The organism is Sphingosinicella sp., from assembly GCF_041916975.1.
GTDB lineage: Bacteria > Pseudomonadota > Alphaproteobacteria > Sphingomonadales > Sphingomonadaceae > Sphingosinicella.
Genome location: NZ_JAYRYK010000001.1, coordinates 1,391,859 through 1,406,661, shown reverse-complemented (window position 1 = coordinate 1,406,661; position 14,803 = coordinate 1,391,859). Strand labels below are relative to the sequence as shown.

Sequence of the window (14,803 nt, the reverse complement as noted above, 5' to 3'; positions counted from 1 at the left end):
GTTACACAGGCTTCTGAAGCATACGGGGGCATCGTGGTTGAACGCGAGGATTTCCTGATCATCGGCGCAGGTATCGCGGGCGCGTCCGTGGCTTACGAGCTTTCCGCGGAGGCGTCCGTGATCGTGCTCGAAATGGAAGACCAGCCCGGCTTCCACGCCACCGGTCGTTCTGCCGCGTTCTTCACGGAGCTCTATGGCAACGCGGTGATGCGCGGGCTCACCTCGGCGAGCCGCGCGTTTTTCGAAGCGCCGCCCGCAGACCTGTTCGAGGGGCCGCTGCTCAGCCCGCGCGGTATGCTGTACGTTGCGCGCGAAGATCAGCGTGAAGCGCTCGACACGCTCTACGATCAAGTGCGCGCGAGCGGCCTTGTGGAGCGGCGCGACGGGGCGTTCGCGCACGCGCAGGCACCTTTGCTTGCGCCAGACTATGCCGCGCTTTGCCTGTGGGAATCCAGCGCGCGCGAGATCGACGCGGCGGCTCTGCTATCGGGTTACATCAAGGGCGCGCGCCGCCGCGGCGCCAGGTTCGTCCTGAACGCCAGGGCTGAAACGCTGCATCGCGATGGAGGGATGTGGCGCGTCAAAGCAGGCGAGCAGACATATGAAGCCAAGGTCGTCGTCAACGCGGCCGGAGCGTGGGTGGAGACGATCGGACGTATGGCAGGCGCCGCGCCGGTTACGCTTACGCCCAAGCGCCGCACCGTGTGTATGTTGCCCAGGCCCGAAGGCATTGCGGAAATCGAAGGTGCGGTCGTGATCGACATCGACGAGGAATTCTATTTCAAGCCGGACGCGGGCCAGATTCTCCTCTCGCCCGCCGACGAGACGCCGACGCCGCCGTGCGACGCCTATCCGGAGGATATCGACATCGCCATTGCCGTGGATCGGTTCGAGCGCGCGACGGGCATCTCCGTAAGGCGCACGGGTCGAAGTTGGGCGGGGCTGCGCACGTTTGCGCCAGACAAGACGATCGTTATGGGGTTCGATACCATTCGCGCGGGCTTCTTCTGGCTTGGCGGGCAGGGCGGCTATGGCATTCAAACGGCTCCCGCAGTCGCGCGCAGTGCTGCGGCCGTTGCGCTCGGGCGCGCGTTGCCGGATGATGTCGAGTGCTTCGGCGTGACGCTTGAAGCCATGTCACCGGCGCGTTTCAGCGCGTTGCGGAGAGATTGCGCATGATGACCGAGCCATCATTGCAGGTCGAACGGATCGACGGCTATCTGCGCCTGACGCTGAATCGACCCCGGCAGCGCAATGCCCTTGATGCCGCGTTGCAAGGCGCGCTGCGCGAAGCGTTGGAACAGGCCGCGAGTGATCCCGCCGTGCGTGCCGTGCTCCTGCGTGCCGAGGGTGCCGGGTTCTGCGCCGGCCAGGATCTCGGGGAAGGCTTCGAGTTCGATGGCCGTTCGGCGGAGGAACTCACAGCACCCATCGCGCAGGGGCTCAATCCGCTTATCCAGGCGCTGGCCGATGCCCCGTTCCCGACAGTGTGCGCAGTGAATGGCGTCGCTGCAGGCGCGGGGTTCGGGCTGGCGCTGGCCTGCGACTACATCCTCGCGGCCGAAGACGCGACGTTCATGTGCGCGTTCTCGCGGCTGGGGCTTGCGCCTGATTCCGGGGTGAGCTTTCACCTGCCGCGTTTGCTTGGCGAGCGGCGCGCGCTGGCGCTTGCGATGCTCGATGAGCCGATCTCCGCGCGTCAGGCCGAAGCGTGGGGACTTGTGTGGAAAGTCGTGCCGCAGGACGCGCTGGTTTCCGAGGCTGAAACGCTCGCCGCGACATTGGCGCGCAAAGCCACCAAGGCCCTGGCGCTGACCAAGCGGGCAATGCGAAGTGCGTTCGCACACGATCTGCGCGAACATCTGACGCTCGAACGCCGCCTGCAGATGGAAGCGGTGATGACCGAGGATGTGCGAGAAGGCGTTGCCGCGTTTCAGGAACGGCGCAAGCCTACGTTCAAGGGTCTATAGAGACTTCGCAGCACCTGCCTGATGGACCGGCGCGGGGAGGCCATGTTGGCCGCGCGCATCCACGCTCCAGGCCATGCGATGAAGGATGGCGGCGAGCGCCGCGATCATCTCGTCGGCACCGGGCAGGGCCTCCTGCAACGCGGCATCGGGTATGATGAAGCGGTCGCGCGCAAGGCGTTCGATCATGGCGATCATGGCGTGCACGACGAAGCCCAGCGCTTCGGCCGTGGGCTCCGGCCCTTCGCCGCAATCCAGTATGATCTTGGCAAGCCGTCGCGCGAACACGGAGCGGCAGCGCCGGTACGCCACGGCAACGGTGGGATCGACAGGCTCAAGCTCGTGAATCGCGCGGAGCGCGCCGGGCGCGTTGCAGAATGCCTCGACGAAGGTCTTCACCGCGGCGTGCAGGCGGTCGTAGGGCGCGGCGTCGGCGTTGTCGTGGGCGTCGCCCAGATCGCCCTCCAGCGGGCTCAGCCAATCCACCAGCACCTTGCGAACCAGCGCGTCCTTGTTCTTGAAGTGATAATAGATCGCGCCCCGGGTGATGCCGGATTCTGCTTCGATGTCGCTCAGCTTGAGCGCTGCGGAACCGTGGATGTTGAGGCCGTCCAGCGTGCCCGCCTCGATCTGCGCGAGCGTGGCGCGCGCGTCAGCCCGCTGGGGAGAGGGCTGCGCCACGCTCGCGGCTTCTATCGGAATGTTGAACGCCCTGTCGAGTACGAGCGGCGCGAATGCCGGCCGTTTGCCGCGTCGCAGCCGCATGGTCCAAACCGGCGTATACCCTGCGGCGGAAGGGTCCGCGCAAGTAAGCGCGCGGTAGCGCAGTTCGGACATAATGCGCACCATCATGGCGCGGTTTTGCGTCGGCACTGCCACGCCCGCATCCAGTCCGGCGAAATTGCGGTGCAGCGTGTTTTCGGAAAAGCCGATCAGCGCACGGCCCAGCACTTCAAACCCTTGCCGCGTGATCGGCGGAACGACATTCAGCTCTGTGAGGAAGTCGTAAAAATCCTCCATGAACTGGGTGGTTTGCTCCTGGAAGAATGCGACCAGCTTGCCGTCTTCCTTGCGCGCCGAGAAATAGCTGCTGAGCATACGGAAATTGTCGCGCAGCGTTTCGTACAGAAGCTCGTGCACCGCCATTTCGCGGCCGAACAGAGAACGCTGCGCTGCCAGCGACTGAACGCCGCCGCGATATTCCTCGGCGGCTTTCCCCAGCGCCGCGAAGGCGATGTCCGTCTTGTCCTTGAAGTAGCGATAATAGAGCCCGATCGGCACTTCGGCCTTGCGTGCGATGTTCTCCACGGTGGAGGCTTGGTAGCCCTCGGCATTGATCACGGCGGCCGCGGCAGTGATCAGCCGCTCGCGCGTGCGCCAACCCTTTTGCGTGCGGGGCAGGCGCTTTGCAGCGTCGGCAGAGATGGATTTCCCGTTGGGGTCACCGGCAGTGCGGCGGGTTTGCATTCGTCGTCTCTTCCCCGCCCTAGCAGCAGCGCCCGCCGTTCCTGCCACCGTAGCGCGCTTCCTGCCGGTCGCGGAAGAAGGCGGCTTCGCTCATCGGTGTCCGGTCCGGATGGCGCTCGGCCATGTGCCGCACATAGGCGGCGTAGCTCGGCAAGCCGACCATCAGGTGCGCCGCTTCGCGCAGGCGGGCGAGGAAGCCGGTCATTCGGCGGGCACCGCCGATGCGGGGATTTCGCGCGCCGTCGGCTCGCTGCTGCGCCGTGCCGCGATGCACGTCTTCACCGCGAAGAACAGCAGCGACAGCACGACCGCGAGGAATAGCGCGCAAAGCGCGGCATCGATGCGGTCGTTGAAGATGATGCGGTGCATCTCCGCCATCGACTTCGCCGGGGCGAGCACCTCGCCGCGCGCGGCGGCTTCGGAGAACTTCGCCGCGTGCGCGAGGAAGCCGATCTTCGGGTCGGGCGAGAACAGCTTCAGCGAACCTGCGCTCACCGTGCAGATCAGCAGCCATGCGGTGGGGATCGCCGTCACCCACGCATAGCGTTCCCGCTTCATGCGGAAGAGCACGGCGGTGCAGAACATCAGCGCCATCGCTGCCAGCATCTGGTTCGAGATGCCGAACACCGGCCATAGCGTGTTGACGCCGCCGAGCGGGTCGGTGACGCCCTGATAGAGGAAGAACCCCCAGCCAGCGACGCAGAGCCCTGTGGCGACAAGGCCGGGCATGAGCGATTTGGTGTCGCGGAAGTTTGGCGCGGCAAGCCCGATCAGGTCCTGCAGCATGAAGCGCCCGGCGCGCGTTCCGGCATCGACGGCGGTGAGGATGAACAGCGCCTCGAACAGGATCGCGAAGTGATACCAGAAGGCCTTCATGCCCGGCCCGCCGAGCACGTGGCTGAAGATTTCCGCCATCGCGACGGCAAGCGTCGGCGCCCCGCCGGTGCGCGATATGATCGTCGCCTCGCCCACGTCCTTCGCGGCCTGCGTCAGCGCATCCGCCGTGATCGGGAAGCCCATATTCGTTACCGCGGCGGCGGCGCTTGCCGCGTCCGGCCCCAGCACGGCGGCGGGACTGTTCATCGCGAAATAGATGCCGGGATCGAGGATGGAGGCGCCGACGAGCGCCATCACGGCCACGAACGCCTCCATCAGCATCGCGCCGTAGCCGATGAACGGTGCGTGGGCCTCGCTCGCGATCAGCTTCGGCGTCGTGCCGCTCGCGATCAGCGAGTGGAAGCCGGAAACCGCGCCGCAGGCGATGGTGATGAACAGGAAGGGGAACAATGTGCCCGCCCACACCGGCCCGCTGCCGTCAACGAACTGCGTGAGCGCGGGCATACGGAGCGGCGGCGCCATGACGACGATGCAGAGCGCGAGCGCGGCGATCGCGCCGATCTTGAGGAAGGTCGAAAGATAGTCGCGCGGCGCGAGCAGCAGCCACACCGGCAGCACCGAAGCGACGGCGCCGTAACCGATCAGAAGCCAGCAGAGCTGCACCGGCGTGAAGGTGAAGATCGGCCCCCACACCGGCGAGGCAGCGATCTGCTGACCATAGATGATCGCGAGGATGAGCCCCACGAAACCGATCAGCGAAACCTCGCCGACCTTGCCCGGCCGTATCCAGCGCGCATAGGCGCCCATCGCCATCGCGAGCGGCACGGTGGCGGCAACAGTGAACATGCCCCACGGACTTTCGGCGAGCGCCTTCACCACGATCAGTGCCAGCACCGCGAGCAGGATGATCATGATCATCAACGTGCCGAACAGCGCGATCGTGCCTGCGACCGCGCCCATTTCCATGCGCACGAGTTCGCCGAGCGAACGCCCGTCGCGGCGCATCGAAATGAACAGAACCATGAAGTCCTGCACCGCGCCCGCGACCACGACGCCCGCCAGAATCCAGAGCGTGCCGGGCAGATAGCCCATCTGCGCGGCGAGCACCGGCCCCACGAGCGGCCCTGCGCCTGCGATGGCGGCAAAGTGGTGTCCGAACAGCACGGTCTTGTCGGTCGCGACGTAGTCCAGTCCGTCCGCGCGGCGCAGCGCCGGCGTCTGGCGGTTCGGATCGAGCCGCATCACGTGCTTCGCGATGTAGAGCGCGTAGTAGCGATAGGCGACGAGGAAGATGCAGACCGCTGCTGTCACGATCCACAGCGCGTTGATCGGCTCACCGCGCTCCGTCGCGATCACCGACAGCGCGAACGCGCCCACAATCGCAAATACGATCCACGGCAAATGACGCATCTTACCTCCCCGGCACCTTCTGTTTGCGCGTGCATCTCATCTTTGCACGCGTCGCGCCAGAGGGGGAAGGCTCAGAGCCCTTCGGAGAGCCCCGCAAGCGCCTGCCGCACGGCGAGCAGCGCCTGGCCCGCGACCATGCCTTTCCAGTCGTCCGCGTCCCCGTAGAACGCGCCCCGGATGGCGTCCTTGATGGGCTTTGCGGCGGGCGAGGTCGGGTCCCCATGCGCGTGGAGCCAGCAGTCTGCCTGCAGCGCGGCAAGGATATAATCGGTGGGGTGTGTGCCGACCTCGATCGCCATGCCCGTGATCTCCGCCTTGGGCAGTAGGGCGGGGGCTGCGCTGAGCCCGTCGCCTTCAATCCTCACGGATGCCGACTGGCCGTCCGCCACGGAGGCGAGCGCGGCCCCGTACCAGCGCGCGGCGCGCCGGAAGCCGTCGCTCTCCCGCGAGGTCACGATGATCTGCTCGGCAAAGCCCCACGGGCCGAGGCCAGTGTGATAATCGATGATGCCGATCTTGGCCGCGCCGCTGAGATAGTGCGTCAGGATCGCGCTCTGTGTGGCGCGCGACCAGCTCGGCCCTGTGCCGCCGTAGAACAGCCCGTCAACGTGGCTGTATTGCCCGCCCATCATCGCCGCGCGCATGGCGAGCGCGCCATGCTCCTCGGCGTAGCGGCCAGCCGCTGCTGCCGACGCGGCCTGTGCGGCCGCATCCCACACGGGCGGGCAGATCGCCGGGTGGAGCACGTCGTAGCCCGGGTTCCCGGGCAGGGGCCGCGAAAAGTCGATCCAGTTGCGGTTGAGGTCGATGTTCTCGTGCGTCACGCGGCGCAGCCACGCGAAGCCGTAGGGGTTCACCGCGTGGATCATCAGAATGCCGACGTTTTCAGGACGCCGTGCGATCTCGCCGCGCCGCAGCAGGTCGACCTGCGCTCCCGAACCGCAGAAACCCTCGACGCCGTGCGTGCCCGAGATCAGCACCAGCACGCGCTCGGCGCCCTCCACACCGAACGCGGCGACATCGGTAAAGAGTTCGCCGCCATCCGGTCCGCGCTCCGGGTGCTGGACGGCTTCGAGCGCCGCGCCCGCTGCGGCGGCCTCCTCAAGGAACTTGGCGCGCGCGCTCGGATAGTCGGCGCTGAAGCTTGCGGCGGAGTTCATCATTATTCCAGTTCTGAAGTGGTCGGGCAGCCTAGTTCAGGCGCGTGCGTGCAAGGCGCGGCGAGTAGCCGAACGTGCGCTTGAAGGCGGTGGCGAAGTTGCTGGGGTGCTCATAGCCGGCGTTGAACGCCACCTCGGTGATCGAGGCGTCGGTATCGCAGAGCTGCCGCAGCGCATTGTCCATGCGCACGCGCTGGCGGTAGTTCGAGATCGTGGTGCCGGTCACCTGCTTGAAGCACTCCATCATCTGCGTTTCGTTCCACGCAAGATGGCGGCAGAGGTCGGCGATCGAAAGCGAGGCCTGCGTATCATCGTCGAGAATCTGGCACAGCTCCTCGATCTTCCGGCGGTCGCGGGCGCGCACGAACTCGGCGGCGCGCGAATTGCCGAGGATCTGCTTGATCGCGAAGCACAGCAGTTCGAGCGATTTGGCCTCCAGCATCAGATTGCCCAGCGTGTTGCTGCGCGGCTGGCTCAGAATGTCTTCCACGATCGGCCGCATCTGCGCGGGCATCGGCAGGGTGCTGTATGAGAATTGCGAGGTCCGCGCGCGCAGGAAATCGGCGATGGAGGTGGGAAGATCCGGCGTGTGCGGCGAAAGCAGGCCGGATACGAAATCCTTGCTGCAGATCATCGTGATCGAACGCTCGTGGGTTTCCCGCAACATGCGTTCGTATTTCATGCTGTAGGCCGGCTGGACCAGGAACGACATGAGACCGGACGAAACGGTGGCGTCTTCCTCCCGGTCGCTGCCGATAACGCTCGTGCCGCTCAGCTTGAAGTGCAGCTTCAAATGGTCGCCGCAGTGGTGCCGGGAGATGCTCTCCTCGGCGAAATGCAGGTCGGAAAGCACCAGCGAGAAGCCGGGGCGGATCGTCAGGCCGTCATACCAGCCGCTCAGGGTTTCGTGGTCAGGTTGCAGGTGGAAGGCCTGGCCCACCGGGCCTGGGCGAGCTTCGACGTGACCTTTCTGGGCCTTTATGATGGGGAGGAGCGTCGGATCGAAGCCGGCGAGGGCGGTGTCGATGCTGTCGTTCAATGCACGCATCCCTGAAAAGTGCAGCGCGCCGACTATAGGTTCGCCCGGCACCGTGTCCAGAGAGCCGCTCGTTTCCGTCAAGGCGTGTTCCCAAAGCATCAGTTGACGATCTCGACGGCCTTGAGGCGGCAGTAGGAGCGCAGCCCGTCCATTCCGCCTTCGATCCCGAAGCCCGAGGCGCCCCACGGCTCTGCCCCCATCGCGAAACCGCTGTGTTCGCCCGCCGCAGCGCTTGCGCGCACGGTGACCCGGCCCGCGCGCAGGCCGCGCGCAGCCGCCTGCGTGCGCCGGGCATCGCGCGTCCAGAGGCTGGCGGCAAGGCCGTAGGGGGTGTCGTTGGCGATGGCGAGCGCTTCGTCGAAATCGCGGAAACGCAGGACCGAGAGCACCGGGCCAAACACCTCTTCGCAGGCGACGGTCATGTCGGGGCGCACGTCGGCGAGCACGGCGGGCGCGGTCGAGGTCTCGCCCCACGTGCCGCCGTCGTACGCGACGCTCGCGCCCTCGGTGCGGGCGTGATCGATGAAACCGCGAATTTTCTCGAGTTGGCCGCGTGTCGCGATCGTACCGAAACCCGTCGCGGGATCGAGCGGATCGCCGGGAACGCGCGTCTGCGCGGCCTTGATCACCGCCTCGACGAGCCGGTCATGGAAGCTGTCCTCCACGATCAGGCGGGTTTTCGCCGCGCACCACTGGCCCTGGTTCCAGAAGGCGTCGTGCGCGACACGCGCCGCGACGGCTTCGAGATCGTCCGCCATGTCGGCGCAGACGACCTGCGGCGACTTGCCCCCGCATTCGAGGAGCAGCGGCTTGCCGTTCGATTGCCCAGCGTAAGTCATGAACAGGCGGCCGGTCGCGGTGGAGCCCGTAAAGCTGATGAGATCGATATCGCCGTGGCGCCCGATCGCCTGCCCGACGGTGGGGCCGAGGCCCGGCACGACGTTGAGCACGCCGTCCGGCAGGCCCGCTTCGGAGGCGATTTCGGCAAGCCGCAGCGCCGATGTCGAAGCGATTTCAGAGGGTTTCAGGACGACGCTGTTGCCCGCCGCGAGTGCGGGCGCCGCCTTCAGCGCCGCGTTGATGAGCGGGAAGTTCCACGGCACGATGGCGCCGACGATGCCGCGCGGCTCGAAAAGCCCCAGCGAGAGCGTGATGTGGTCGGAAGGCGCGACGGTGCCGTAAAGCTTGTCGGTCGCCTCGCCATAGTAGCGGAAGAAGCCGGTTGCGAAGGCGATCTCGGCGCGCGCGGCGGAGATCGCCTTGCCCATTTCCAGCACGTCCATCAGCGCGAGGTCGTTGGCGTTCGCCTCAATGAGCTCGGCAATGCGCAGCAGCAGGGCCTTGCGGTGAAGCGGCGTCGCCTTCGACCAGCGGCCGTCCTCGAACGCGCGGCGGCCGGCGGCGACCGCGCGGTCCACGTCTTCGTCCGTGCCCACGGGGAGCGTGCAGACGGGCCGGTTCGTGGCCGGATTGATCGATTCGAAGCCTTCCGCGCTTGCGGAGTCGGTGAAGCGGCCGTCGATGAAGGGGCGGGTGGGGAGCGCGAGCGCGACGGCGCGGGCGTGCCAGTCGATGGGTGTGGTCATGGGCGTGCTCTTTGAAAGGCGGGTTTCCCAAAGCGTGGAAGATGTTGCCTCGCCGCGCTTTTGCGGCGCCGCGAAAAATCTATGAGCAGGCTCCAAATCTTGGGGGCGCTCGCCGGTCGCGTTCGCTGGGTTCGGGGCAGCGCAAACAAAGTTCGGGAGAATGGAAAAGACGTTGCTGCCCGCCCGTCGCATGGTGCGAACTCAGCCCGCTCATCCAGAGGCGAAAGCCCGGCGGCGAACGACAAAAGAGGGGAAACACATGAAGAAAAACGCATTTTCCATCACTTTCAGCCGCGGCCTGCTGGCACTCGGCGTCTCGTCGATCGCGCTTGGCGCCGCACAGGCGCAGGAGGCCGAAACCGCACCCGTGCTCGATGCCGGCGAGATCGTGGTGACCGCACGCAAGACCAGCGAGCGTCTTCAGGACGTGCCGATCTCGGTCAGCGCGCTCAGTGGGGACCAGCTGCGCGAAAACGGTGCGGTCGACGTGAAGGACGTCATGCGTAACGTGTCGGGGCTGTCGTTCGCGGGCGTGGAACGCGGCCTCGGCAATTACAACATTCGCGGCGTCAGCACCGTCGCCTCGGCGCCCACCGTCGGCATCTATCTCGACGATATTTCGCTGGTGACGATCGCGACCACGTTCAGCGGCGCCTTCGACCCGATCTTCTTCGATATGGAGCGCCTCGAAATCCTCAAGGGTCCGCAGGGCACGCTCTACGGCGGCAGCTCGATGGGCGGCGCGATCAAGTACGTGAGCGCGCGGCCTGATACGTCGGCGATCTCAGGAAGCGCGGCTGCGGGCTTTGCGACCACCGCGCACGGCGATCCTTCCTACAACGTGGAAGGTGTGCTGAACCTGCCGCTGGTGACGGACAAGCTCGCGATGCGCACGGGCTTCCTCTATCGCCGCGACGGCGGTTACATCGATAACGCGCCCGGCCTCGTACAGAACTCGAACTATTCGAGCACGCCGTCGCCGACCTACACGCCGCTCGCGCAGGATGCGCTGACGAGCCGCAGCATGTCGGATCACAACAAGGCGGACAGCTTCGTCGGTCGTCTGTCGTTCCAGTGGGAGCCGGACGCGACCTGGTCGATCCGTCCCGCGCTCTTCTATCAGCGTTACGAGCAGAAGAACCCGGCGCAGTTCTTTCTTGGCGACACTGAGAAACTGACCTCTTCGTTCCGCCTCGCGCAGCCGACGGTCGACAAGGCGGGCATCTACAGCCTCGACGTCGAAAAGACGCTGGGCGCCGTGCAGTTCACCTCGCTCACCGCCTATTTCGACCGCAAGCTGAACTGGGAGCGCGACTACAGCTTCTTCATCGGTGGGCTCGTGCCGCCCATGTTCCCGCTGACCAGCCACAACCTGTCCGCCAGCCGCACCAAGCAGTTCAGCCAGGAAGCACGCCTCTCCTCCGGCGGTCCCGGCGACCGTCTGAAGTGGCTCGCCGGTCTCTATTATTCCTGGCAGGACGATAACCTGTACCAGATCGTCGATACGCCCGGCGCCGAGCCGTTCATCGGCACCACGACCGGTTATGTCGGGGATACGACGACCAAGACGAAGCAGTACGCGGCGTTCGGTGAGGTGACCTTCTCGATCACCGACCAGCTCGATGTTACCGCGGGTGTGCGCCTGTTCCAGATCAAGCAGGAGGTCGACATCATGGGCGACGGCCCCTTCAACGGCGGGCTGACGCTTGTCGAGGGGCGCAAGAGCAACGAGAAGGGCGTCAACCCCAAGGTCGGCGTCTCCTGGAAGGCGACCCCGGACAACATGATCTTCGCCTCGGCGGCGAAGGGCTTCCGGCCGGGTGGCCCGAACCGCTTCCAGATCAACCCCGTGCTCTGCGCGGCCGATCTTGAGCGCCTCGGCCTCACCGCCGCGCCCGACAGCTTCGATTCCGATAACCTCTGGAGCTATGAGGTCGGCACCAAGAACCAGTTCGCGGACGGCCGCGTGACGCTGAACGGTGCGCTGTTCTTCACCGACTGGAAGAAGATCCAGCAGCAGCTCAACCTCATCAACTGCGGCTTCGCCTTCACGGGCAACGCCGGTAGCGCCGAGGTGAAGGGCGCCGAGATCGAAGGTCGCGTGAACGTAACAGGCGGTTTCCAAATCGGCGGCAACGCGACCTACACGAGCGCGAAGATCACCGAGGCGGCCGTCGGCACCAGCGTTCAGGACGGCGACCAGGTGCTCGCAGTGCCGAAGTGGATGGCGAGCGCGTTCGCAAGCTACGGCTTCGACGTCGGCAGCGACTGGCGGGCGCAGCTTCGCGCAGAGTATCAGTACCAGAGCAAGGCGCGCCGGATGTTCGACCGCGTGCAGGCGGTTACCTACTCTGACGCCGTCATGGGTCTGGTGCCCAACCTCGCAGAGTTCCGCGAAAGCTATGACGTTGTGAACGCGTCGCTCTCCGCCGACAACGGATCGACGGTGCTGCGGCTTTACGTGAACAACGTGTTCGACGTGCAGCCGCTCATCGACATGGAGCTCGGATCGGGCAATGACTATGCAACGACGCTGCGTCCGCGCACGATCGGCGTCGAGGTCCGTCAGAAGTTCTAAAGGTAAGCGTTTGAGGGGGGACAGGGTGATGATTGCCACGCGTGCCGGGTCCGCATGGGTTCGTTCGGCCAAGGTGATGACGTCCGCCGTACGGATAACCGCGATCGCCGCCCTGTCCCTCGCTGCCGCCTGCGGCTCCCAGAAATCGGGCGGCGAAGCGTCGACGCCGGATTGGAAGCGGACGACGGCCTATTATTACACGGGTACGAAGATCACCGCGGAAAACGCCGCACAGCTCGGCGTCGCGTGGGAGTTCAACGATTTCGTCGTGCGCGGGCGCACGCATCGCGGCGTTGAATCGACGCCGATCGTTGTCGATGGCACCATGTATTTCACCGGGCCGTGGAGCGTCGTCTACGCGCTCGATGCGAAGACCGGCGCGCAGAAGTGGCAGTATGACCCGCAGGTCGACGGCCAGTTCGCGCGGCGCACCTGCTGCGATGCCGTGAACCGCGGCGTCGATGTGGCGGACGGCGTCGTCTATGTCGCCACGCTCGATGGCTATCTCGCCGCGGTCGACGCGGCGACCGGCAAGGAACTCTGGAAGACCGACACGATCACCGACCGCACGCGCAGCTACGCGATCACCGGCGCGCCGCGCGTTTCGGGCAAAACCGTCGTCATCGGCAACGGCGGCGCGGAGATGGGCGTGCGCGGCTATGCGAGCGCGTATGATCGCAAGACCGGCAAGCTCGTGTGGCGCTTCTTCACCGTGCCGGGCGCAGGGCCGGACGAGCACCCCGAAGTCACCGAAGCGCGCAAGACGTGGAGCAAGGACTCGCGCTGGGATCTCGGCGGCGGTGGCACGGTCTGGGATTCGATCGTCTACGATCCCGACACGAACATCGTCTATCTCGGCACCGGCAACGGGATGCCGCATCCGCTTTGGTCGCGCAGCCCCGGCGGCGGCGACAACCTGTATCTCTCGTCGATCGTGGCGGTGAACGCCGATACCGGCCGCAAGGTTTGGCACTATCAAACGACGCCGCAGGATAGCTGGGATTACACGGCGACGCAGAACATGATCCTTGCCGACATCGAATTCGGTGGACAGCCGCGCAAGGTCATCATGCAGGCGCCGAAGAACGGTTTCTTCTACGTGCTCGACCGCGTCACGGGCGAACTTCTCTCGGCGGAAAAGTTCACGACCGTCACATGGGCGGAGCGCGTCGATCTCAAGACCGGGCGGCCGGTCATCACGCAGCAGTCCGATTATTCGAAGGAACGGAAACTTGTCTGGCCGTCGGAAGCGGGCGGGCACAACTGGCCGCCGATGGCGTACAGCGAGAAGACCGGCCTCGTTTACATCCCGGTGCTGCAGGCGCCGATGACCTTCCAGATGTACGATCAGCCCTACAAGCCCTACAGCGGCATCCAGGGCTCGATCGCTTCGTTCCCGGCGTTCGGCGCGTTCGGCAAGGGCGGCGCCAATTCGGAGGACGCCTTTCCCGGCCAGCCCAAGCCGCGCTTCGATGCGGTGCTCACGGCATGGAACCCGAAAACCGGCAAGATCGCGTGGACGAGCAGCGAACTGCCGTTCTGGAGCGGCGGCGTGATGGCGACCGCGAGCGGCCTCGTCATGCAGGGATCGGCGGACGGCTATCTCACGGTCTATGAGGGCGTTTCCGGCAAGGTTCTGCACCGCATCAACGTCGGCACGGGCATCATGGCCGCGCCCATGTCCTACGAGATCGGCGGCGAGCAATATGTTGCCGTCAATGCCGGTTTCGGCGGCGCGCTCAACGTCGCCTATCCGCCCGGCGCCGTGGCCGCCGAACGCGAGAACCGCGAGCGCCTGATCGTCTTCAAGATCGGCGGCAAGGCGCCCGCGCTGCCGCCGCTGCGCGAGACGATCGCGTTTACCGAAGCGCCCGCGAAATATCGCGGCGACGCCGAAGCCGTGAAGCGCGGCGGCGCGCTCTACGGCGCCTACTGCGGCCGCTGCCACGGCGGCAAGGACGGGATGGGCGGCTATCCGAACCTCTGGAAAATGGCCCCCGAAACGCACGACGCGTTCGATGCGATCGTCCTCGAAGGCGTGTTCGCGGACGCAGGCATGGCGGGCTTCGCGGACATCCTCAGCAAGAAGGACGCCCGCGACATCCACGCCTTCCTCGCCGAGCCCGCCCAAGGCCCCTCAAAACGGTCCGGCCTGCACTAGACGAGCCGCCTAAGCCCCGCCCCTTCAGGGGAAGGGGGCGGGGAGGGGCGGTTCCGCCCGGCGCTGCGTGTGAGGAAAGGCCCACCGGCCCTCTACTGAAACAATCTTATCGTTTGCAAACCTGTTGTGCATGGCCGTGTCCGAACCCATTGCGGACAATAGGCGTAGTGTTCAGAATGCCTTGATGGACTGGAGCAAAACTGGCGAATTTCTGGGGGCGGCTGTGCTGATCGCCGCATTGTTTCTGTTCCCGAAGTGGTTCTCGTTTCGTAGCAGAGCCATAGCTGGCGCAGCGCTTTTCCCCATAGGTTGGGCAGGGATTTTCAGCGGACTAGCCTTAGGCGATCAACGATTTATGCAGGCGGAGATAGTGGCCTGGATATGGTTGGGAGTCAGCGGAACTGCGATTATTCTCGGTTTCACGCTCCTCGTGCCGGTATTCTTGGAATGGCGCCGTGTGCACCACCCGCCGAAACGCAGAAACAAAAATTGAAGCACTACACTCTGGGATAGTTGGCGGTCCCCCCAGCCCCAAACGTGGTCGATCACTACTTGGAGCTGCAACGGCATAATTGCTTCTCCTGAAGGAGCGGGAGAA

At 65.5% G+C, this 14,803-nt stretch carries 11 protein-coding genes; 5 read left to right on the top strand and 6 right to left on the bottom strand.

The genetic code is table 11. The features are described 5' to 3' along the window. The first annotated feature begins 33 nt into the window (after window positions 1-33). A complete protein-coding gene (locus ACE3TJ_RS06640; protein WP_374595084.1) occupies window positions 34-1,179 on the top strand; it encodes an NAD(P)/FAD-dependent oxidoreductase in 1,146 nt (381 codons plus the stop codon). Continuing rightward, entirely contained in the window at window positions 1,179-1,970 is a 792-nt protein-coding gene (locus ACE3TJ_RS06635) for an enoyl-CoA hydratase-related protein (protein ID WP_374595082.1), read from the top strand. Before ACE3TJ_RS06640 ends, ACE3TJ_RS06635 begins: the two co-directional genes overlap by 1 nt. Here ACE3TJ_RS06635 and ACE3TJ_RS06630 read toward each other — a convergent pair. The 6 genes from ACE3TJ_RS06630 to ACE3TJ_RS06605 all read right to left on the bottom strand — a co-directional run bounded on the left by ACE3TJ_RS06630 (window position 1,965) and on the right by ACE3TJ_RS06605 (window position 9,466). Further along, on the bottom strand, window positions 1,965-3,434 hold the full coding sequence (locus tag ACE3TJ_RS06630) for a TetR/AcrR family transcriptional regulator (RefSeq protein ID WP_374595080.1): 1,470 nt from the start codon (window positions 3,432-3,434) through the stop codon (window positions 1,965-1,967). The genes ACE3TJ_RS06635 and ACE3TJ_RS06630 overlap by 6 nt on opposite strands. A gap of 19 nt (window positions 3,435-3,453) precedes the next feature. Then, entirely contained in the window at window positions 3,454-3,639 is a 186-nt protein-coding gene (locus ACE3TJ_RS06625; RefSeq protein ID WP_374595078.1) for a YbdD/YjiX family protein, read from the bottom strand. Next, window positions 3,636-5,681, bottom strand: coding sequence for a carbon starvation CstA family protein (locus tag ACE3TJ_RS06620; protein WP_374595076.1), 2,046 nt, complete (start codon window positions 5,679-5,681; stop codon window positions 3,636-3,638). The genes ACE3TJ_RS06625 and ACE3TJ_RS06620 overlap by 4 nt, the downstream gene beginning before the upstream one ends. 71 nt (window positions 5,682-5,752) lie before the next feature. Then, the gene (locus tag ACE3TJ_RS06615; RefSeq protein WP_374595074.1) at window positions 5,753-6,841 is read right to left on the bottom strand and encodes a M14 family metallopeptidase; all 1,089 of its coding nucleotides are present in this window, start codon (window positions 6,839-6,841) and stop codon (window positions 5,753-5,755) included. 31 nt (window positions 6,842-6,872) lie between these two features. Beyond that, window positions 6,873-7,880, bottom strand: a complete 1,008-nt coding sequence (locus ACE3TJ_RS06610; RefSeq protein WP_374595072.1) for a helix-turn-helix transcriptional regulator — start codon at window positions 7,878-7,880, stop codon at window positions 6,873-6,875. A 98-nt stretch (window positions 7,881-7,978) separates the two neighbouring features. Next, window positions 7,979-9,466, bottom strand: a complete 1,488-nt coding sequence (locus ACE3TJ_RS06605; protein ID WP_374595070.1) for an aldehyde dehydrogenase family protein — start codon at window positions 9,464-9,466, stop codon at window positions 7,979-7,981. A 259-nt stretch (window positions 9,467-9,725) separates the two neighbouring features. On the opposite strand from ACE3TJ_RS06605, the gene ACE3TJ_RS06600 reads away from it, so the two are divergent. The 3 genes from ACE3TJ_RS06600 (at window position 9,726) to ACE3TJ_RS06590 (ending at window position 14,698) form a co-directional block, all read left to right on the top strand. Beyond that, window positions 9,726-12,044: a TonB-dependent receptor gene (locus ACE3TJ_RS06600; protein ID WP_374595068.1), complete on the top strand. Its 2,319-nt coding sequence runs from the start codon at window positions 9,726-9,728 to the stop codon at window positions 12,042-12,044. A 28-nt stretch (window positions 12,045-12,072) separates the two neighbouring features. After that, window positions 12,073-14,205, top strand: a complete 2,133-nt coding sequence (locus ACE3TJ_RS06595) for a PQQ-dependent dehydrogenase, methanol/ethanol family (RefSeq protein WP_374595066.1) — start codon at window positions 12,073-12,075, stop codon at window positions 14,203-14,205. A 184-nt stretch (window positions 14,206-14,389) separates the two neighbouring features. Further along, window positions 14,390-14,698, top strand: coding sequence for a hypothetical protein (locus ACE3TJ_RS06590; protein ID WP_374595064.1), 309 nt, complete (start codon window positions 14,390-14,392; stop codon window positions 14,696-14,698). The last annotated feature ends 105 nt before the right edge of the window (window positions 14,699-14,803 follow it).